Annotated in this window: 16 protein-coding genes and 1 tRNA gene; 12 read left to right on the top strand and 5 right to left on the bottom strand. The window is 72.9% G+C overall.

Annotated elements, in window-relative coordinates:
* Positions 1-2: 2 nt before the first annotated feature.
* The gene (locus KGD84_RS27650; protein WP_220563272.1) at positions 3-743 is read left to right on the top strand and encodes a nucleoside triphosphate pyrophosphohydrolase; all 741 of its coding nucleotides are present in this window, start codon (positions 3-5) and stop codon (positions 741-743) included.
* A 229-nt stretch (positions 744-972) separates the two neighbouring features.
* Here KGD84_RS27650 and KGD84_RS27645 read toward each other — a convergent pair whose 3' ends face one another.
* Positions 973-2,184 (bottom strand): FAD-dependent monooxygenase, encoded by a 1,212-nt coding sequence (locus tag KGD84_RS27645; RefSeq protein ID WP_220563271.1) that lies wholly within the window; start codon positions 2,182-2,184, stop codon positions 973-975.
* Positions 2,185-2,329: 145 nt separating this feature from the next.
* Here KGD84_RS27645 and KGD84_RS27640 point away from each other — a divergent pair, with 145 nt between their 5' ends.
* From KGD84_RS27640 to KGD84_RS27610, 7 genes are all read left to right on the top strand, one after another.
* Positions 2,330-2,896: a TetR/AcrR family transcriptional regulator gene (locus KGD84_RS27640; RefSeq protein WP_220563270.1), complete on the top strand. Its 567-nt coding sequence runs from the start codon at positions 2,330-2,332 to the stop codon at positions 2,894-2,896.
* A gap of 105 nt (positions 2,897-3,001) precedes the next feature.
* Positions 3,002-4,285 carry a phosphopyruvate hydratase gene (eno, locus tag KGD84_RS27635; RefSeq protein WP_220563269.1) on the top strand — a complete coding sequence of 428 codons (1,284 nt, stop codon included), beginning with the start codon at positions 3,002-3,004 and terminating at the stop codon, positions 4,283-4,285.
* A 183-nt stretch (positions 4,286-4,468) separates the two neighbouring features.
* Complete coding sequence (locus KGD84_RS27630) at positions 4,469-4,840, top strand: FtsB family cell division protein (RefSeq protein WP_220563268.1); 372 nt, start codon at positions 4,469-4,471, stop codon at positions 4,838-4,840.
* Positions 4,841-4,907: 67 nt separating this feature from the next.
* Positions 4,908-5,486, top strand: a complete 579-nt coding sequence (locus KGD84_RS27625; protein ID WP_220563267.1) for a DUF501 domain-containing protein — start codon at positions 4,908-4,910, stop codon at positions 5,484-5,486.
* Positions 5,483-6,469 carry a Ppx/GppA phosphatase family protein gene (locus KGD84_RS27620; RefSeq protein ID WP_220563266.1) on the top strand — a complete coding sequence of 329 codons (987 nt, stop codon included), beginning with the start codon at positions 5,483-5,485 and terminating at the stop codon, positions 6,467-6,469. The genes KGD84_RS27625 and KGD84_RS27620 overlap by 4 nt, the downstream gene beginning before the upstream one ends.
* A 441-nt stretch (positions 6,470-6,910) precedes the next feature.
* Positions 6,911-8,290, top strand: coding sequence for an NAD(P)/FAD-dependent oxidoreductase (locus KGD84_RS27615; RefSeq protein ID WP_220563265.1), 1,380 nt, complete (start codon positions 6,911-6,913; stop codon positions 8,288-8,290).
* Between the two features lie 114 nt (positions 8,291-8,404).
* Positions 8,405-8,478 (top strand) — tRNA-Leu (locus tag KGD84_RS27610).
* A gap of 17 nt (positions 8,479-8,495) precedes the next feature.
* On the opposite strand, the gene KGD84_RS27605 is transcribed toward KGD84_RS27610, so the two are convergent.
* Positions 8,496-10,226, bottom strand: a complete 1,731-nt coding sequence (locus KGD84_RS27605; protein WP_220563264.1) for a helix-turn-helix domain-containing protein — start codon at positions 10,224-10,226, stop codon at positions 8,496-8,498.
* 190 nt (positions 10,227-10,416) lie between these two features.
* On the opposite strand from KGD84_RS27605, the gene pruA reads away from it, so the two are divergent.
* From pruA to KGD84_RS27590, 3 genes are all read left to right on the top strand, one after another.
* Positions 10,417-12,042 carry an L-glutamate gamma-semialdehyde dehydrogenase gene (gene pruA, locus KGD84_RS27600; RefSeq protein ID WP_220563263.1) on the top strand — a complete coding sequence of 542 codons (1,626 nt, stop codon included), beginning with the start codon at positions 10,417-10,419 and terminating at the stop codon, positions 12,040-12,042.
* A gap of 144 nt (positions 12,043-12,186) precedes the next feature.
* Positions 12,187-13,113, top strand: a complete 927-nt coding sequence (locus KGD84_RS27595) for a proline dehydrogenase family protein (protein ID WP_220563262.1) — start codon at positions 12,187-12,189, stop codon at positions 13,111-13,113.
* A gap of 196 nt (positions 13,114-13,309) precedes the next feature.
* Positions 13,310-14,260 carry a Bax inhibitor-1/YccA family membrane protein gene (locus KGD84_RS27590; protein WP_220563261.1) on the top strand — a complete coding sequence of 317 codons (951 nt, stop codon included), beginning with the start codon at positions 13,310-13,312 and terminating at the stop codon, positions 14,258-14,260.
* Between the two features lie 101 nt (positions 14,261-14,361).
* On the opposite strand, the gene KGD84_RS27585 is transcribed toward KGD84_RS27590, so the two are convergent.
* The 3 genes from KGD84_RS27585 to KGD84_RS27575 all read right to left on the bottom strand — a co-directional run bounded on the left by KGD84_RS27585 (position 14,362) and on the right by KGD84_RS27575 (position 17,308).
* Positions 14,362-14,631, bottom strand: a complete 270-nt coding sequence (locus tag KGD84_RS27585; protein WP_220563260.1) for a DUF4287 domain-containing protein — start codon at positions 14,629-14,631, stop codon at positions 14,362-14,364.
* Between the two features lie 277 nt (positions 14,632-14,908).
* Positions 14,909-16,129, bottom strand: coding sequence for an acetyl-CoA C-acetyltransferase (locus tag KGD84_RS27580; RefSeq protein ID WP_220563259.1), 1,221 nt, complete (start codon positions 16,127-16,129; stop codon positions 14,909-14,911).
* Positions 16,130-16,261: 132 nt separating this feature from the next.
* Positions 16,262-17,308: an SGNH/GDSL hydrolase family protein gene (locus tag KGD84_RS27575; protein ID WP_220563258.1), complete on the bottom strand. Its 1,047-nt coding sequence runs from the start codon at positions 17,306-17,308 to the stop codon at positions 16,262-16,264.
* 324 nt (positions 17,309-17,632) lie between these two features.
* Here KGD84_RS27575 and KGD84_RS27570 point away from each other — a divergent pair, with 324 nt between their 5' ends.
* Positions 17,633-19,009, top strand: coding sequence for a cystathionine beta-synthase (locus tag KGD84_RS27570; protein ID WP_220563257.1), 1,377 nt, complete (start codon positions 17,633-17,635; stop codon positions 19,007-19,009).
* Positions 19,010-19,023: the final 14 nt, after the last annotated feature.

Raw genomic sequence — 19,023 nt, 5'->3', positions numbered from 1 at the left:
ATATGACCGAGCCCCAGCCCGCCGGGCACCGCCTGCTGCGCCTGGTGGAGGTGATGCGGACCCTGCGCGCCGAGTGCCCGTGGGACCGGGACCAGACCCACGGGTCGCTGGCCAAGTACCTCATCCAGGAGGCGTACGAGACCCTGGAGACGATCGAGGAGGGCGACTTCGCGCTGCTGCGCGAGGAGCTGGGCGACGTGCTGCTCCAGGTGGTGTTCCACGCGGCGATCGCGGCCGAGCGGCCCGAGGGCGACCCGGCGCGGTTCACGGTGGACGACGTCGCCGACGCGATCATCGACAAGATGACCCGCCGCCACCCGCACGTGTTCGGCGGGGCGGAGGTGTCGGGCACCGACGAGGTGTGGTCGAACTGGGAGGCCATCAAGGCCGCCGAGCGGGCCGCCAAGGCCGAGGCCGCGGGCGGTGCGGACGTCTCCATCCTGGACGGGGTGCCCTTCGCCCAGCCCGCGGTGATGCTGGCGGCCGAGGTGCAGGGGCGCGCGGTGCGCAACGGGTTCCCCGCGGACCTGGTGGGCGACGACGGCGGCGAGGGCGGCGGGCTGTTCGCCGCGGTGGCCGACGAACGCGGCCGCGGCCGCGACGCCGAGACCGACCTGCGCTCGGCGGCCCGCCGCTTCGACGCGCGGGTGCGGGCGGCCGAGGCGGCCGCCCGCGCGGACGGCCGCGACCCGCGGGAGCTGTCCGGGGAGGAGTGGCGCGCCTACTGGGCCGCCACCGCCTGACCGGTCCGCCCCGCCCGTCCCCGGGCGCTCAGCCTCGGGCCGCTCCGGCCCCGCCCCCCGACCCCTGTGGGCCCATCAGTCCCGGCCCGATCGTCCCGCGCCCCGGGCCCGTGCGGCCCATCCGCCCCAAGCGTCCTGAGCCGTGTGGGCCCGTCCGTCCCGGCAGCTCCGGTCCGGGGCCCATCCACCCCGAGCCCCCGATCCGTGAGGCCCCTGCGGTCTGCCCGGGTCAGGGCCGGGCCGGGTCCGGGGCGGGGGCGTCCAGGTCCAGGGCCTCGGCGGCGTTGGACAGCCGCCTGTCGAACCGGCCCAGCAGGGAGAGCAGCGGCCCCCCGGCCCGCAGCACCGTGTCGCGCAGCAGGATCCCCCGCCGGGTGCGCGGGGCGAGGATGCCCAGGCCCGCGTCGGCGATGGCCTGGTTGGCGTCCACGTAGGGCCGCATCCGCGCCTCGTAGGCGGCCAGGGCGCCGGCCGCGCCGCCGTGCCGGGCCAGCTCCGCGGCGAGCACGTACGCCCCGACCAGGGCCAGGCTGGTGCCCTGCCCGGACATGGGGGAGGGGCAGTACCCGGCGTCGCCCAGCAGGGCCACCCGGCCGGCCGACCAGGTGTCCATGTGGATCCGGGTCACCGAGTCGAAGTAGAAGTCCCCGGTTTCCTCCATGGCGTCCAGGATCCGGTCGTTCTCCCAGCCCAGGCCCGCGAACTCCGCCCGCAGGTACGCCTTCTGCTCGGCGGGCGGCCGGCGGTCGATGCCGGAGGACTCGGGGGAGCGGAGGAGGAAGATGGCCTTGGCGCCCTCGGCGCGGGGCGTGTGGTACATCCCGGCGGCCTTGCCGGGGACGTTGAAGAGCCGCGCCTCCCGGTCCAGGCCCAGGTGGTCGGGGATCGTGAAGATGCTGATGTAGGCGCCCAGGAACCGGGCGTACCGCTCCTCGGGGCCGAACGCGAGCCGCCGGGTGGCGGAGTGCAGCCCGTCGGCGCCCACGACCAGGTCGAAGGTGCGCGGTGCGGCGTTGAGGAAGGTCGCCCGCACCCGGTCGCCGTCCTGCTCCAGGGCGGTGAGGGTGTCGTCGTACAGGTACTCGGTGTGCGCGGTGGTGGGCGCGTGCAGGATGCGCACCAGGTCGCCTCGGAGGATCTCCAGGGACCGGCCGTCGTCCACCGCGTCGGCCGAGGAGAACCGGGCGGACCGGCGGCCCCGCGCGTCCACGAACGCCGCCCCGTCCATCTCGGTGACGTTGCGGCGGATCTCGGCGAGCGCGCCCATGCGCTCCGCCACGTCGACGGCGACGCCGCGCAGGTCGATGGCGTAGCCGCCGGACCGGAGGCCCGGGGCGCGTTCGACCACGGTCGCGCGGATGCCGTGGTGGTGCAGCCAGTGGGCGAGGGCGGGTCCGGCGACGCCGGCTCCGGAGATCAGGACGTCGTTCACGGCGGGCATGGGGGTCCTCCTCGGGGTCCCTCGGCGGGAGTGCCGTCCCCGTTCACGGTAGAGAGCTACTTACCGGTCGTCAAGTAACTTACCGGTCGGAAGGTCAGGGTTAGACTCGTGGGGACGGTCGGCGGCAGGAACAGGAGTGAGGTCTGTGCCCAGAACGCACGGTGACACCAGGGCGGAGATCCAGGGGGTCGCCCTCGACCTCTTCGGCAGGCAGGGCTACGAGAAGACGAGCCTGCGCGAGATCGCCGAACGCCTGGACATCACCAAGGCCGCGCTCTACTACCACTTCCGGTCCAAGGAGGACCTGCTCCGGGCCCTCGTCGAGCCCCTGCGGCGGGACATGGAGGGGTTCCTGGAGGGTGTGGACGGGCTCGCCCGCGACGCCCCCGAGGAGGTCCTCGGCGTCTACTTCGACATCTGTGTGCGCCACGGCACCCTGCTGACCGCGCTGCTCAACGACCTGGCCTCCCTCAGCCGGATCGGGCTGGTCGAGGACGTCATGGGCTGGCGGCGCCGCCTGGACGCCGCGCTCGTGGGGGAGGACGCCGGGATGCCCGCCAGGATGGGCGCCGTCATCGCCCTGGGCGGCCTCCAGGACCTCGCCGTGTACCTGGACCCCGAGGAGGCGGCCCGGTGCCGCGACCGGGCCGTGGCCATCGCGGCGGCCGCGCTGATGGAGGGTACGGGACCGCGAACGGACGGCATGGACTAGACCAATTTCACAGGGTGCGCGCGCTCACACCCGGGGCGGGTCGCTAGTCTCGTGTGCGGGTCCTGGAACAGTGGTCCACAGAAACACCGAAGAGACGGAGAGACCGTGGCGTCCATCGAGGCAGTTCAGGCGCGAGAGATCCTTGACTCCCGCGGCAACCCCACCGTCGAGGTCGAGGTCGGGCTCGACAACGGCATCATCGGGCGCGCCGGCGTGCCCAGCGGTGCCTCCACCGGCAAGTTCGAGGCGGTCGAGCTGCGCGACGGCGGCGACCGCTACGGCGGCAAGGGCGTGAGCAAGGCCGTCGCGGCCGTCAACGACGAGATCGCCAACGAGCTGCACGGGTTCGAGCCCGACGACCAGCGGCTGATCGACCGCGCGCTCATCGAGCTCGACGGCACCCCCGACAAGTCCCGGCTGGGCGCCAACGCCATCCTCGGCGCCTCCCTGGCCACGGCGCATGCCGCCGCCCTGGAGGCGGAGCTGCCGCTGTTCCGCTACCTCGGCGGCCCCAACGCGCACGTGCTGCCCGTGCCGATGATGAACATCCTCAACGGCGGCGCCCACGCCGACAGCAACGTCGACATCCAGGAGTTCATGGTCGCCCCCATCGGCGCGTCCACCTTCTCCGAGGCGGTCCGCTGGGGTGCCGAGGTCTACCAGGCCCTGAAGTCCGTGCTCAAGGGCCACGGCCTGGGCACCGGCGTCGGCGACGAGGGCGGCTTCGCCCCCAACCTGGACAGCAACCGCGCCGCCCTGGACCTCATCGTCGAGGCCATCGAGAAGGCCGGGTACACCCCGGGCACCGACATCGCGCTGGCCCTGGACGTGGCCGCCTCGGAGCTGTTCTCCGACGGCGTCTACACCTTCGAGGGCAAGCCGCGCACCTCCGCGGAGATGTCCGCCTACTACGCCGAGCTGGTCGAGGCCTACCCCCTGGTCTCCATCGAGGACCCGCTCGACGAGGAGGACTGGGAGGGCTGGAAGGCCCTCACCGACTCCCTCGGCGACAAGGTCCAGCTGGTCGGCGACGACCTCTTCGTCACCAACCCCGAGCGGCTGTCCCGCGGCATCGAGAGCGGCACCGCCAACTCGCTGCTGGTCAAGGTCAACCAGATCGGCACCCTCACCGAGGCGCTGGACGCGGTCGCCCTCGCCCAGCGCAGCGGCTACACGGCGATGATCAGCCACCGCTCCGGCGAGACCGAGGACACCACCATCGCCGACATCGCGGTGGCCACCAACGCCGGGCAGATCAAGACCGGCGCCCCGGCGCGCAGCGAGCGGGTCGCCAAGTACAACCAGCTGCTGCGCATCGAGGAACTGCTGGAGGACGCCGCCGTCTACGCGGGCGTGTCGGCCTTCCCGCGCTTCGCCCGGCGCGGCTAGTCTGCCCCAGTGTCCCGCGAATCGCAGCAGCCGCCCGCAAAGGCCCGTAAGGCGACCAAAGCCGACAGGCCGCGCGGCCGTGCCGCCCGGCGGGACACGAGGGCACCGGACCGGAAGAAGCAGAAGAAGCAGCAGGGGAGGGCGTCGCGACCGGCGCCCTCCCCGGCCCGGACCGTGCGGCCCATGCTCACCAGCCGGGCCGCGATCCTGGCCCTGGTCGTGTGCGTGATCGCGCTCAGCCTGGCCTACCCGCTGCGCGAGTACGTGGCCCAGCGCGCCCAGATCGCCCAGCTCCAGGAGGAGCGGGCGCGCATGGAGGCGAGCGTGCGCGAGCTGCGCACCCGCGAGGAGGCCCTGAGCACCGACGAGTACGTCGAGCGCGAGGCCCGGCTGCGCCTGCACTACCAGTACCCGGGCGAGACCGCCTACATCGTGGTGCGCCCCGAGGACGAGGACGAGCCCGGCGCCGAGGCGGGTCCCGGCGAGCCGTGGTTCACCGCGCTGTGGCGCTCGGTGCGCGAGGCCGACGACCCCGCCGCGGGCGGCGCGCCCTGACCGGCGGCCCTCCGGCCCGGCCCCTGGCGGGGCGCGGACGCCCCGGGGGCCCTATCCTGGACCGGTCATGACTTCCGCAGATCAGCCCGCATCCGGGCGTACCGGGGACCCCGTCGACGCGCGTGACGTCGCCGCCATCGAACTCCAGCTGGGCCGCGCCCCGCGCGGCGTGCGCGGGGTCGCGCACCGCTGCCCGTGCGGCCTGCCGGACGTGGTGCGCACCGCGCCGCGGCTGGAGGACGGGACCCCCTTCCCGACCTTGTACTACCTGACGTGCCCGCGCGCCGCGTCCGCGATCGGCCGGCTGGAGAACTCCGGCCGGATGCGCGAGATGCAGGACCGCCTGGCAGAGGACCCGGACCTGCGCGCGGCCTACACCGAGGCGCACGAGTCCTACATCGCCGAGCGCGCCGAGCAGGCGCGCCGCGACGGCGTGGAGCCGCTGCCGGAGGGGATGCAGAGCACCGGCGGCATGCCCACCCGGGTCAAGTGCCTGCACGCGCTGGTCGCCCACGAGCTGGCCGAGCCGGGGGTCAACCCGTTCGGGGCCCAGGCTCTGGAGGAGCTCCCGCACTGGTGGGACCGGGGCCCCTGTGTGTGCGTCGACGAGAACGCCCCCGAGGGCGCGGAAGGGAACGGGTCATGAGCGGTGTCGCGGCGATCGACTGCGGGACGAACTCGGTCAGGCTGCTGATCGCGGACGTCGTCCACATCGACGGCGACGAGGTCCAGGTCGTTGACGTCGACCGGCGCATGGAGATCGTGCGGCTGGGCGAGGGCGTCGACGAGACGGGGGAGTTCGCCCCCCAGGCCCTGGAGCGCACCTTCGAGGCGCTGCGCGGCTACGCCGAGGCCATCGCCGCGCACGGCATCGAGCTGGGCCCGGAGGCGGTCCGGATGGTCGCCACCAGCGCCACCCGGGACGCGCGCAACCGCCAGGTGTTCATCGACGGCGTGCGCGAGATCCTGGGCGTGGAGCCGGAGGTGGTCACCGGCCTGGACGAGGCGGAGCTGTCCTTCGTGGGCGCCACCGCCGAGTTCGCCGCGGAGGCCGCGGAGGACGGCCACCCCGACCTCAAGCCGCCGTTCCTGGTGGTGGACATCGGCGGCGGCTCCACCGAGTTCGTCCTGGGCGGCGGGGCCGGGGACGAGGACGAGCTGGTGCGGGCCGCGCTGTCGGTCAACATCGGCTGCGTGCGGATGACCGAGCGGCACCTGCGCAGCGACCCGCCCACCGCGGAGGAGATCGCGGCGGCGACCGCCGACATCGACGCCGCGCTGGACGAGGTCGAGCGGGTCGTCCCGCTGCGCGAGGCGGGCACGGTGGTGTGCGTCGCGGGCACCGCGACGACGGTCGCCGGGATCGCGCTGGACCTGCCCGAGTACGACTCCGAGCGGATCCACCACACGCGCGTGTCCGCGGAGGAGCTGGACCGGATCACCGGGAGCCTGCTGGCGTCCACGTCGGTGCAGCGGTCGGAGATCGGCGTCATGCACCCGGGCCGGGTCGACGTGATCGGCGCGGGCGCGCTGGTGCTGTCCCGGGTCCTGGCCCGCACGGGGGCGGACGCGTTCACGGCCAGCGAGCACGACATCCTGGACGGCGTGGCCTGGAGCCTGGTCGTCTAGGCCGTGCTCCTCTGAACCTCCGCCCCCTCCGGCCGTGCTGGGCGCCTTCGGCGCCCCGCGCGCGCCGGCGGGGCGGGAGGACGGGTCCGCCGGTGTCCGGCGGACCCGAGTGCGCGGGGCCGGAACCTCGTGTTCTAGGGTTCACCAGGGTCTTTCGGGGTCCGGGCAAGGGACCTCCGGGTGAGACGTGTCACCCCGCAGGACCCTTGTGAACGCTTTCACAACCGCTCTGAGCTGCGGAAACGCAATCCGGGTCGGGTGGAAAGTGGTGGGAAGGTGGTCAGGTGTGAACCTTCTCTGTGGGTAGGTGCTTGTGAAAGAATGCACAAGCAGCGACAAAAAGGTCGGGCTCCCGTAACAGCCACGACTCGCAACACGAGTGGGAGCCTCCACCCCCGGGGCAACGGGGGAGGCCGAAGAAACCGTTAGGGCGGATATGCGATGACCGAGAGCAGGAACTACCGGCTGGTGCACGGCGGAGGGGACGAGGCGGAGATCCCGCACATCCTCATCGTCGGTGGCGGTTACCTCGGGATGTACACCGCGAAGCGGCTGGAGAAGAAGCTCGGTGCCGGTGAAGCGCGGATCACCGTCATCGACCCCAACTCGTACATGACGTACCAGCCGTTCCTGCCCGAGGCCGCGGCCGGGAGCATCGCCCCCCGCAACGTGGTCGTTCCGCTGCGCAAGGTCTTCAAGCGGGTCCGCGTCCTGGGCGGCCGGGTCGTGCGCATCGACAACGCCGACCGCACCGTCCGCTACGAGCCCAACGTAGGCGAGCCCGAGACCATCTCCTACGACTACCTGGTGATGGCCGCCGGCGCCGTCTCGCGCACCCTGCCCATCCCCGGCCTGGCCGAGTGGGGCATCGGCATCAAGACGGTCGAAGAGGCCGCCTACCTGCGCAACCACGTGCTCGACCAGCTGGCCATCGCCGACTCCACCGACGACGAGGACGTCCGCCGCAAGGCGCTGACCTTCGTCTTCGTCGGCGGCGGGTTCGCCGGCGCCGAGGCCATCGCCGAGCTGGAGGACATGGTCCGCGACGCGGTCCGCATCCACCCCTCGATCGAGCAGTCGGACGTGCGGTTCTACCTCATCGAGGCCGCCGACAAGATCCTGCCCGAGGTCGGCCCCGAGGTCGGGACCAAGGCCCTCAACCAGCTGCGCCGCCGCGGCATCGACGTCCGGCTCAAGACGTTCCTGGAGTCGGCCGTCGACCAGCGCATCAAGCTCAGCGACGGCGCCGAGTTCGACGCAGGCACCCTGGTGTGGACCGCGGGCGTCAAGCCCAGCCCGGTGGTCTCGGCCAGCGACCTGCCGCTGGGCCCCAAGGGCCACGTCGACACCAGCGAGTACCTCATCGTCAACGGCGCCGAGAACGTGTTCGCCGGCGGTGACAACGCCCAGGTGCCCGACGGCAACGGCGGCTACTACCCGCCCAACGCCCAGAACGCGGTGCGCCAGGCCCCGGTGCTGGCCGACAACGTCATCGCCACCCTGCGCGGCGAGAAGCCCAAGGCCTACCGCCACAAGAACCTCGGCGCGGTGGCCGGGCTGGGCATGCACAAGGGCGCCGCCCAGCTGTTCGGGAGGATCGGGCTCAACGGCCGCCTGGCCTGGTACGCGCACCGCGCCTACCACCTGTTCGCGGTCCCGACCTTCAACCGCAAGTTCCGGGTGCTGTCGGACTGGACCCTCGGGTTCTTCCTGCGCCGCGACTTCGCCGCGCTGCCCGACATGATCGAGCCCCGCCAGGCCTTCGAGGAGGCCAGCAACCCGCAGGTGATCGAGGGCGGCCACCTGCGCCGGGTGAGCTAGCGCGGACGAGGACCGGACCGAGGCCGTTCCCCCCGGGGGGCGGCCTCTTCGCGTGTCCCGTTCCGGCCAGTCCGCGGCAAATCGCGCGATCGGCCCGGCCGGTATGATGGGCTCGCCCTCGTAGCCCAATGGTAGAGGCAGGCCCCCTAAAAGGGTCACAAGTGTCGGTTCGAGTCCGACCGGGGGTACTCGCGGGCCCGGCGCCTCACGGCGCGGGCCGTTCCTGCTCCATCAGCAGTTGCAGCTGCGTGAACAGCCGCTCCCCGGGGTCGGACAGGTCGATCCCGCTGACCTCCGCCGCCCGGCGCACCCGGTACCGCAGGGTGTTCGGGTGGATGTGCAGCCGCTCCGCCGCCGCCCTGGCGTCCCCGAACGCCTCCAGGTAGGCCGACAGCGAGCGCACCAGCTCCGCGCCGCCGCCCCGGTCGTACTCCACCAGCCGCGACACCCGCGGGTCCCGCAGCGAGGGCTCCTCGCGCAGCAGCGCCAGCGTCTCCCGGACGAGCACCCGCGAGCGCACGTCCTCGATGGACGCGACCTCCCGGTCGGCGTCGCCGCGCATCGCCTCCAGCACCCGGTCGGCCTCCGCCCGCGAACCGGGGGCGTCGGCCAGCCGCCGCACCGGCGAGCCCACCGCCGCCCGCACCCGCAGGCCCAGGGCCGACCGCGCCGCCTCCACGATCCGGCCGCACAGCGTCACCACCGTGCGCTCCACCCCGTCGCCGTCCCGGGTCAGGTCGGGCAGCAGCGCGTAGACCCGCCCGTTCAGCTCGGTCACCAGGGCGCTGCGCCGGTAGGCGGCGGTGTGCACCGACACCAGGTCGAGGAACCGGCGGCGGCGCAGCTCCCGCTCGGGGCGGTCGGCCCGCTCCTGGCCCTCCTCGCCCACCGGGGCGAACGCCGCCACCAGAGCGGCCCGGCGGCTGTGCACCTCCACCGTGTCCGCCAGGGCCGCCGCGTCGATCCGCCCCTCCAGGAGGCTGGACAGCAGGTCCTCGCGCAGCCGCAGCCCGGCGCTGGCCCGGGTGCGCTGGCGGATCATCTGCAGCGCGGCGGTGCGGGCGGCGCCCAGCAGCGCCTCCTCGGCGTGCTCGGACAGGGGGCGAGAGCCCTCCTGCACCCAGATCGCGCCCAGCGGCCGGTCGCCGGCGTGGATGCCCACCGCCAGCCGCCGTCGGATGCCCAGATCCGGGTGCTCGTCGATGCGCACCACCTCCTCGCCCGCGCGCAGCCGGGCGAACACCCCCCACTCGCGCAGCAGCGCCAGGTACGACTCCGGGCCGCGCCGCCCCAGCACCGACAGCCGCCGCAGCTCGTCCACCTCGGCGCCGCTGGAGTAGGCCAGCACCCGGCTCGCCGAGTCCTCGATGCTCACCAGTCCGCCGGTCAGCCGGGCGATGGTCTGGGCCATCGAGAACAGGTCGCCGTCGGCCTCGCCGGTGTCGCCGTCCTCCAGCAGCCGGGCGTCGTCGACAATGCTCTGGCACACGGCCTGGAACCGGTCCCAGCGCACCTCCGGCCGCACCGCCAGCAGCGCGATGCCCGCCTCCTGGGCCTCCGCGCGCAGCGGGGCCAGGTCGTCGCCGCCCACCCGGGGGCGGCGGACCGGGCTCCCCTCGGGCGGGGCCCCGGTCTTGACCGCGACCGCGCTCGCCCCCTGTTCGGCGATCCGCCGCACCAGCCGCCGGGCCGAGCCGCCGCGGGCCCCGATGAGCAGGACCAGGTCGCCGCCGCGCACCTCGGTCCGGTCCTCGGGGTCCAGGATGAGGACGTTGTCCACTTGGACATCCAGCCCCTCCGGGGCCGCGGCCACGTCCAGGACCGGGTCGCCCAGGGCGAGCAGCAGGCGGCGCAACGGGACGCCCGGGCGCGGATCCGTCGCCTCTCGGTCGTGACCAGCGGGAACGTCAGAAGTCACGGGAGCCTCCGATGGCATGCGGCGAACGGTGGGAAGAACGCCGCGAAACGGGACGGTGGTGGACCTTCGGGTTTCATTTTGTCCTAGAGGACAAACAGGTCGGGCAAAGAGTGGCCCGCTCCACAAGGTTCGCACGGTCCTGTTCTGGGAGCGTTGGATGAGACAGCCCCTGCTCTGTTCAGGGATAAGACTTCCAGGGAGGTGCCCCATGGACGCCGTGACCAACGTCCCGCTGCCGGTGAACGAGCCCGTTCTCTCGTACGCGCCCGGCAGCGCCGAGCGCACGGAGCTCGTCGCCGAGCTCGAGAGGCTCGGCAAGGAGCGCATCGACCTGCCGATGCGCATCGGCGGCGAGAGCCGCATGGGCGGCGGCGAGCCGATCGATGTCGTGCAGCCGCACAACCACGCCGCCGTGCTGGGCACCATGCGCAACGCCACCCACCAGGACGCCCGCGACGCCATCGCCGCCGCCAAGGCCGCCGCCCCGGCCTGGCGCGCGATGTCCTTCGACGACCGCGCCGCCATCCTGCTGCGCGCCGCCGAGCTGCTCTCCGGCCCCTGGCGCGCCACCATCAACGCCGCCACCATGCTCGGCCAGTCCAAGACGGCCCAGCAGGCGGAGATCGACGCGGCCTGCGAGCTCATCGACTTCTGGCGCTTCAACGTCGCCTACGCCCGCGAGCTGATCGCCCAGCAGCCGCTGAGCGTCAAGGGCGTGTGGAACCGCATGGAGCAGCGGCCGCTGGAGGGGTTCGTCTACGCGATCACCCCGTTCAACTTCACCGCCATCGCGGGCAACCTGCCCACCGCCCCCGCCCTGATGGGCAACGTGGTCGTGTGGAAGCCCTCCCCGACGCAGCAGTTCGCCGCCGAGCTGACCATGCGCCTGCTGGAGGAGGCCGGGATGCCCCCGGGCGTCATCAACATGGTCACCGGTGACGGCCTGGCCGTCTCCGACGTCGCCCTCAACGACCCGGAGCTGGCCGGTGTGCACTTCACCGGCTCCACCCGCACCTTCCAGCACCTGTGGAAGACCGTCGGCGAGAACATCTCCTCCTACCGCTCCTACCCGCGCATCGTGGGCGAGACCGGCGGCAAGGACTTCATCGTCGCCCACCACACCGCGGACCCGGAGATCCTGCGCACCGCCATCGTGCGCGGCGCCTTCGAGTACCAGGGCCAGAAGTGCTCGGCCGCCTCGCGCGTGTTCGTGGCCCGCTCGGTCTGGGAGAAGATGGGCGACGCCCTCATCGCCGAGACCGAGGCCCTGACCATGGGCGACGTCACCGACCTGTCGAACTTCATGGGCGCCGTCATCGACCGCCGCTCCTTCGACAAGCTGGCCAAGGTCCTGGAGGACGCCGAGTCCGACCCGACCCTGGAGATCGTCGCGGGCGGCACCGCCGACGACTCGGTGGGCTACTTCGTGCGCCCGACCATCATCGTGGGCACGGACCCGTCCAACGACGTGTTCCGCACCGAGTACTTCGGCCCGGTCGTCGCCGTCCACGTCTACGAGGACGACCGCTACAGCGAGATCCTCAAGGTCGTCGACGAGGGCTCGGCCTACGCGCTGACCGGCGCGGTCATCGCCAACGACCGCACCGCGGTCGCCGAGGCCGAGGAGGCCCTGCGCTTCACCGCGGGCAACTTCTACATCAACGACCGGCCGACCGGCTCCATCGTGGGCCAGCAGCCCTTCGGCGGCGGCCGCGCCTCGGGCACCAACGACAAGGCCGGGTCCGCGCAGAACCTGTCGCGCTGGTCCAGCCCGCGCTCCATCAAGGAGACGTTCGTCGCCCCGACGACCTCCTCCTACCCCCACCAGGGGTAGCACCCGGGTTCCGCACCCCTCCCGTCCTGAGGGGTGCGGACTCCCCGCCCCCCGAAGCACCAGCTGGCGCGGCCGGGCCGACCCCCGGCCGCGCCCCACCCGCGCGCGACACGACCGTCCGCGCTCGTCTCCTTCGAGGTCACCATGCTCCGCAAGCCTCTGCTGCTCGCCGCCAGGTCCACCGCCTGCCGCCGGATCGTCGAGCGCACTCCCGTCACCCGTGCCATGGTCCACCGGTTCGTCGCCGGCGAGGACCTGGGCACCGCACTGCCCGCGGTCGAGCGCCTGGCCGGCGACCGCCTCGTCACGCTGGACTTCCTCGGCGAGGACACCAAGGACCGCACCCAGGCCGAGGGCACCGTCCTGGCCTACGAGGACCTGCTGGCGGCCCTGGGCGAGGCCGGGCTGGGCGACCGCGCCGAGGTGTCGGTCAAGCTGTCCGCCGTCGGCCAGTTCCTGGACCGCGACGGCGAGAAGATCGCCCTGGAGAACGCCCGGCGCATCGCCGAGGCGGCCAAGGCCATCGGCACCACGGTCACCCTGGACATGGAGGACCACACCACCACCGACTCCACCCTGGGCATCCTGCGCGAGCTGCGCGAGGACTTCCCGTTCGTGGGCGCGGTGCTCCAGGCCTACCTGCGCCGCACCGAGGCCGACTGCCGCGACCTGAGCGGTGCGGGCTCCCGGGTGCGCCTGTGCAAGGGCGCCTACGACGAGCCCGAGTCGGTGGCCTTCCGCGACAAGCACGAGGTCGACAAGGCCTACGTGCGGGCCCTGCGCATCCTGATGGAGGGCGAGGGCTACCCGATGGTCGCCTCGCACGACCCGCGGATGATCGCCATCGCCGGGGAGCTGGCCGCCGCCAACGGCCGCGGCGCGGACGACTACGAGTACCAGATGCTGTACGGCATCCGCGAGGAGGAGCAGGTCCGCCTCGCCGCCGAGGGCAAGCGCATGCGCGTCTACGTCCCCTACGGCACCGAGTGGTACGGCTACTACATGCGCCGCCTGGCCGAGCGCCCCGCGAACGTGCTGTTCCTGGCGCGTGCGCTGGTCACGCGCAACTAGTTCCACACTGGTCCCACCTGGGACGACGGGGGCACGGGCCGGGGTCGAGACCCCGGCCCGTCATCGTGTTCGCCCGGGGTTCACGCGCCCCGCCCGGAGCCGTTTCCCAACGGTGACCTGCGCGCCGGAACCCCGCCGGAGTCCGGTGCGTTACCTTGTGGGCAGCAATCCACGGTTTCGAAAGGTCTTCCTGGACATGCGGATGCGCAGTTCCAACCCCGTTCTCAAGCGGGCGCTCCAGCAGGCCGGCCCGGCAGGGTACGGCCAGCAGCAGGGTCACCCCCAGCAGGGGTACGGACAGCCGTACCCGCAGCAGGGCTACCCCCAGCAGGGTTACCCCCAGCAGGGTTACCCCCAGCAGGGTTACGGCCAGCCCTACCCCCAGCAGGGCTACCCGCAGCAGGGCTACCCGGGCGGCCCCGCCCAGGGCCACGGCGAAGCCCGGATGACCATCGACGACGTCGTGGTGCGCACGGGCATGACGCTCGGCGTCGTGGCGCTCACGGCCGTCGTCAACTACTTCGTCTTCCAGGCCAACCCGGGCCTGGGCCTGGGCCTGTGGATCGCCGGCATCATCGGCGCCCTCGTCCTCGGCCTGGTCATCGCGTTCACGAACAGCACCAACCCGGTGGCCGTCCTGGCCTACGCGGCCTTCGAGGGCCTGCTCGTCGGCGGTCTGACGGCCTACCTGGCCGCCCTGCTGGTGGGCACCACCGGTGACGCGGGTGCCGGAGGCACCCTCATCACCCAGGCGGTACTGGGCACGGTCCTGGTCTTCGGCGTGATGCTGGCGCTGTACAAGTTCCGCGTCATCAAGGTCACCGACGGCTTCGCCAAGGTGGTCATGTACGCCACCCTGGGCGCCGCGGCCCTGATGCTGGTCAACTTCGTCGCGAGCTTCTTCATCAGCGGCGGCATCGGCATCCGCGAGCCCAGCCCGCTGGGCCTGGTCATCGGTCTGGTCTTCATCGTCATCGCGGCCTGCACCCTGGCCCTGGAGTTCCGGGGCATCGAGGAGGGCATCAACGCCGGTATCCCGGCCAAGTTCGCCTGGCAGTTCGCCTTCGGCCTGACCGTCTCCCTGGTCTGGCTCTACATCGAGATCCTGCGCCTGCTCTGGATCATCAAGTCGATCTTCGCCGAGTAGCCGACGGCGACCGGTCGTCCGCGGTACAGAGAAGGGCCGTTCCGGCAGTGCCGGAACGGCCCTTCGCCCGTTCGCGGAGCGGGTGCGGTCCGGGGCCGGCCTCAGGCCGACTCCGTGCTCCGCTCGCCCGCGCGGCGCGGTGCGGGGATGGAGCGGTTGCGTCGTCGTCGGTCGTACTCGGTGACGAGGGCCTGGGCGTACCACGGGGGCAGCGTGTACTCGTCGGCGAGCCAGTTGGCCCGGTCGGAGCAGCGGAGCAGGCCCGGTCCCTGGTCGAGGGCGTCGAACCACTCGTGGAGTCCGCGGCCGGTGACGGCCGGGATGCGTTCGATGAGCTTGGCGTGGACTTCCGGCGAGTGGGTTACCGGCATGGGCACCTCCGGCAGTGCGTTGGCGTTTGACGCTTACCTGCGACACTGCATCAGGATCACGGTATGGACAAGCCCCGGACACCGGCTTTTACCTTGCGCGTGCGGGAACGTTTGCCAAGGTGCCCTGGACGACCGTTACCGCCGGTGCTAAGCGGCCCCCGCACGTGTTCCGGAGTCACCTCGGGCGGCGGGGCGAAAGTCCGGAAAACGCGGAGAGGTGCGGAAAAAGCAGGAGGGGCCGGGGCGTGCGCGCCCCGGCCCCCCGCACGGGAGCGGGTCAGCTCAGGCGCTCGAAGACGGCCGCCATGCCCTGGCCGCCGCCGACGCACATGGTCTCCAGGCCGAAGGTCTTGTCGTGGAACTGGAGGCCGTTGATCAGCGTGCCGGTGATGCGGGCGCCGGTGCTGCCGAACGGGTGGCCCACCGCGATGCCGCCGCCGTTGACGTTCAGCTGCGCGTCGATGTCCACGCCCAGCTGGTCGGCGGAGGGCAGGACCTGGGCGGCGAACGCCTCGTTGATCTCGACCAGGTCGATGTCGCCGATCGCCATGTTGGCGCGGGCCAGGGCCTGCTTGGAGGCCTCGACCGGGCCCAGGCCCATGATCTCCGGGCTCAGGCCGGTGACGCCGGTGGACACGATGCGGGCCAGCGGGGTCAGGCCCAGCTGCGCGGCCTTGGTGTCGCTCATGATGACCAGCGCCGAGGCGCCGTCGTTGAGCGGGCAGGCGTTGCCCGCGGTGACGGTGCCGTCGGGGCGGAACACCGGCTGGAGCTGGGAGACCTTCTCGTAGGTGGTGCCGCGGCGGATGCCGTCGTCGGTGGTGACCACGGTGCCGTCGGGCAGGGTGATCGGGACGATCTCGCGCTCCCAGAAGCCGTTGTCCAGGGACTTCTCGGCGAGGTTCTGCGAGCGGACGGCGAACTCGTCCTGGCGCTGCCGGGAGACGCCGGTGATCTGGGCGACGTTCTCGGCGGTCTGGCCCATCGCGATGTAGACGTCGGGCAGGGCGCCGTCCTCGCGCGGGTCGGTCCAGGCGGCGGTGCCGGCCTGGGTGCGCTTCTCGGTGCGGGCCTTGGCGTCGGCGAACAGCGGGTTCTCGTTCTGCGGGTTGTCGCTGCTGCCGTTGGCGAAGCGGCTCACGGCCTCCACGCCGGCGGAGATGAACACGTCGCCCTCGCCAGCCCGGATCGCGTGCAGGGCCATCCGGGTGGTCTGCAGCGAGGAGGAGCAGTAGCGGGTGATGGTGGTGCCGGGCACCGTGTCCAGGCCGAGCTGGACGGCGACCACGCGGGCCATGTTGAAGCCCTGCTCGCCGCCGGGCAGCCCGCAGCCGAGCATGAGGTCGTCGATCGAGGACGGGTCCAGCTGCGGGACCTTGGCCAGGGCGGCGCCGATGACCTGGGCGGCGAGGTCGTCGGGACGGATGTCCTTGAGCGAACCCTTGAAGGCGCGCCCGATCGGGGAACGGGCGGTGGCGACGATGACTGCTTCGGGCATGGCGGCGTCCCTATCGGAGTGGAGCTACAGGTGTGCGACCGGCGTGGTGCCGGACGCGGCAGATCTTGTTACCAGCCAGTAAACCCGGAGGTCGCCCTCCCGCGCCACCCGGGGTCGTCCTTGTCCGTGATCTCACCGATCCCCGGGTTCGGGCCGCGGGGCCTCGGCGGGGACCCCCGCGTCCGCGGGGACCCGCGCCCGGTCGGCGGAGGGGCCCCACAGGCCGGCCAGCGGCCGGCGGACCAGGGCCGACCAGCGGCCCCGCCGCCCCTGCGCGGGGTCGCCGGCGGCGGACACCTCGGTGCCGGGGTTCTCCGCGGCGACCACGGCGGCCCGGTCCACCGGCAGGATGCCCGCGGCCGGCAGCGCGGCCGGTTCCGGGAGCAGCCCCAGCGCCGTGCACACCGACGGCAGCACCGCGAACGCCGCCTGGGCGTAGCCGCGCGCCGACGGGTGGAACCGGTCGGGGCCGAACATGAGCGAGGGGTCGGTCCGGAACTCGTCGGCCAGCAGGTCGCTCAAGGAGACCGTGCGGCCGCCCGCCTCGGTGACGGCGATGGTCTGGGCGGCCGCCAGCTGGCGCGAGGCCCGCCGCGCCACCGAGCGCAGCGGCCACCCGATGGGGCGCACCGTGCCCAGGTCCGGGCAGGTCGCCACCACCACCGCCGTCCCCCGGTCCGTCAGGCTCCGCACGACGTCGCGCAGGTCGGACACCGCGTCGCTGGGCCGCACCCGGCGGATGACGTCGTTGGCGCCGATGAACACCACCGCCACGTCGTAGCGGGTGCCCTCGGCCAGCGCCCCGGACCGCTCCGCCTGCCCGGCCAGGGTGGCCGAGGTGGCGCCCGGGAACGCGGTGCAGCGCAGCCGCACCGGCCGGTCGGCGGCGTTGGACAGGCCGGTCGCCAGCATCACCGAGGGGGTCTGGGCCGCGGTCTGGACGGCGAACCCCGCCGCGGTGGAGTCGCCCATCATGAGCATGCGGATCGGCGGCCCCTCGCCCTGGCCGTGCAGCCCGTTGACGACGGGCCTCTCCCACTCGGTGACCCCCACCGCCCGGCGGGCCAGCCGGGCCTGGAGGTAGAGGAGGGCCAGCGTTCCCGCGCCCACCAGGGTGAGCCCGCCGCCACCGAACGCGGTGGCCGCGGCTATCCGCCGTGCGCGTGCGGCTCGCAGCATCGGGACGACCTCCGCGGCGTCGGGCCTCCGACCCGCGCCCCTGCGCGGCGGGCCGGTCGGACCATCGAGGCTACCGGCGGGGGGAGGCCTGGTCACGTACCCCCGCGGAACAGCGTCCGAACCCCGGGGTGAGCACGGCCGAACCCGGGGGCCACGGCCCCGTCCGGACCGGGACCGGCCGAGCGCGCGGAACCCGCTGATGGGGGCGTTAGAGTCGGGTGGGAACGGGCCGGACCGGCCCTGTGGCCCCCGGGCCTGCGCCATCGGGGGCGCGAGTCGAACGGCGGGCCGGAACCCGGTCGCCACGATGCAAGGGAGCATGAAGTGCGGGTATACGACTCACTGATCGACCTGGTGGGGAACACCCCGCTCGTCCGGCTGCGGAAGGTGACCGAGGGCCTGGGGCCGAACGCCCCCACGGTGGTGGCCAAGGTCGAGTACTTCAACCCGGGCGGCTCGGTGAAGGACCGCATCGCCCTGCGCATGGTCGAGGCCGCCGAGAAGAGCGGCGAGCTCAGGCCGGGCGGCACCATCGTGGAGCCGACCTCCGGCAACACCGGCATCGGCCTGGCGATGGTCGCCCAGGAGAAGGGCTACCGCTGCGTCTTCGTCTGCCCGGACAAGGTGGGCCCGGACAAGCTCTCGGTGCTGCGCGCCTACGGGGCCGAGGTCGTGGTGTGCCCGACCACGGTCGCCCCCGAGCACCCGGAGTCGTACTACTCGGTCTCGGACCGGCTGGCCCGGGAGATCCCCGGCGCGTGGAAGCCGAACCAGTACGAGAACACGAACAACCCGGAGTCGCACTACCACTCCACCGGTCCGGAGATCTGGGAGCAGACCGAGGGCCAGATCACGCACTTCGTGGCGGGCATCGGCACCGGCGGCACCATCAGCGGCACCGGCCGCTACCTCAAGGAGGTCTCCAAGGGGGCGGTGAAGATCGTGGGCGCCGACCCGGAGGGCTCGGTGTACTCGGGCGGCTCGGGCCGCCCGTACCTGGTGGAGGGCGTCGGCGAGGACATCTGGCCGGGCACCTACGACACCGGGATCTGCGACGAGATCGTGGCGGTCAGCGACAAGGACTCGTTCCTGATGACGCGCCGCCTGGCCCGCGAGGAGGCCCTGCTGGTGGGCGGCTCCTGCGGCCTGGCCGTGGAGGCGGCGCTGCGGGTGGCCCGCGACGCCGGGCCCGACGACGTGATCGTGGTGCTGCTGCCCGACGGCGGGCGCGGCTACCTGGGCAAGATCTTCAACGACGAGTGGATGTCCGACTACGGCTTCCTGTCCGCCGACACGGAGGGGGCCACCGCGGGCGAGGTGCTGGCCGCCAAGGGCGGGGAGCTGCCCGACTTCGTGCACACGCACCCGGAGGAGACCGTCGGCACGGCGGTCGCGATCATGCGCGAGTACGGGGTCTCCCAGCTGCCGGTCATGAAGGAGGAGCCGCCGGTGATGGCGGCCGAGGTGGTGGGCTCCCTCGCCGAGCGCGACGTCCTGGACGCCCTGTTCGACGGCCGGGCGCAGCTGGACGACCGGGTGGAGGCGCACATGGGCCGCCCGCTGGCCACGGTGGGCACCGGCACGCCGGTGGCCGACTGCGTGCGGCTGCTGCGCACGTCGGGCGCCCTGGTGGTGCTGCGCGACGGCAAGCCCGTGGGCATTCTCACCCGGCAGGACCTGCTGGCCCACCTGTCGAACTGACGGGCCGGACACGG

Origin of the sequence: Nocardiopsis changdeensis (assembly GCF_018316655.1) — a bacterium.
Taxonomy (GTDB): domain Bacteria; phylum Actinomycetota; class Actinomycetes; order Streptosporangiales; family Streptosporangiaceae; genus Nocardiopsis; species Nocardiopsis changdeensis.
This window is presented reverse-complemented; position numbering and strand designations above follow the sequence as displayed.

Excerpts from the sequence above, each read along its gene's own strand:
- KGD84_RS27580 (WP_220563259.1), bottom strand. The coding sequence starts at position 16,129 with ATGCCCGAAGCAGTCATCGTCGCCACCGCCCGTTCCCCGATCGGGCGC.
- KGD84_RS27595 (WP_220563262.1), top strand. The coding sequence starts at position 12,187 with ATGCTCCGCAAGCCTCTGCTGCTCGCCGCCAGGTCCACCGCCTGCCGC.
- KGD84_RS27645 (WP_220563271.1), bottom strand. The coding sequence starts at position 2,184 with ATGCCCGCCGTGAACGACGTCCTGATCTCCGGAGCCGGCGTCGCCGGA.
- KGD84_RS27575 (WP_220563258.1), bottom strand. The coding sequence starts at position 17,308 with ATGCTGCGAGCCGCACGCGCACGGCGGATAGCCGCGGCCACCGCGTTC.
- KGD84_RS27585 (WP_220563260.1), bottom strand. The coding sequence starts at position 14,631 with ATGCCGGTAACCCACTCGCCGGAAGTCCACGCCAAGCTCATCGAACGC.
- KGD84_RS27630 (WP_220563268.1), top strand. The coding sequence starts at position 4,469 with ATGCTCACCAGCCGGGCCGCGATCCTGGCCCTGGTCGTGTGCGTGATC.
- KGD84_RS27620 (WP_220563266.1), top strand. The coding sequence starts at position 5,483 with ATGAGCGGTGTCGCGGCGATCGACTGCGGGACGAACTCGGTCAGGCTG.
- KGD84_RS27615 (WP_220563265.1), top strand. The coding sequence starts at position 6,911 with ATGACCGAGAGCAGGAACTACCGGCTGGTGCACGGCGGAGGGGACGAG.
- KGD84_RS27650 (WP_220563272.1), top strand. The coding sequence starts at position 3 with ATGACCGAGCCCCAGCCCGCCGGGCACCGCCTGCTGCGCCTGGTGGAG.
- KGD84_RS27590 (WP_220563261.1), top strand. The coding sequence starts at position 13,310 with ATGCGGATGCGCAGTTCCAACCCCGTTCTCAAGCGGGCGCTCCAGCAG.
- pruA (WP_220563263.1), top strand. The coding sequence starts at position 10,417 with ATGGACGCCGTGACCAACGTCCCGCTGCCGGTGAACGAGCCCGTTCTC.
- KGD84_RS27605 (WP_220563264.1), bottom strand. The coding sequence starts at position 10,226 with ATGCCATCGGAGGCTCCCGTGACTTCTGACGTTCCCGCTGGTCACGAC.
- KGD84_RS27625 (WP_220563267.1), top strand. The coding sequence starts at position 4,908 with ATGACTTCCGCAGATCAGCCCGCATCCGGGCGTACCGGGGACCCCGTC.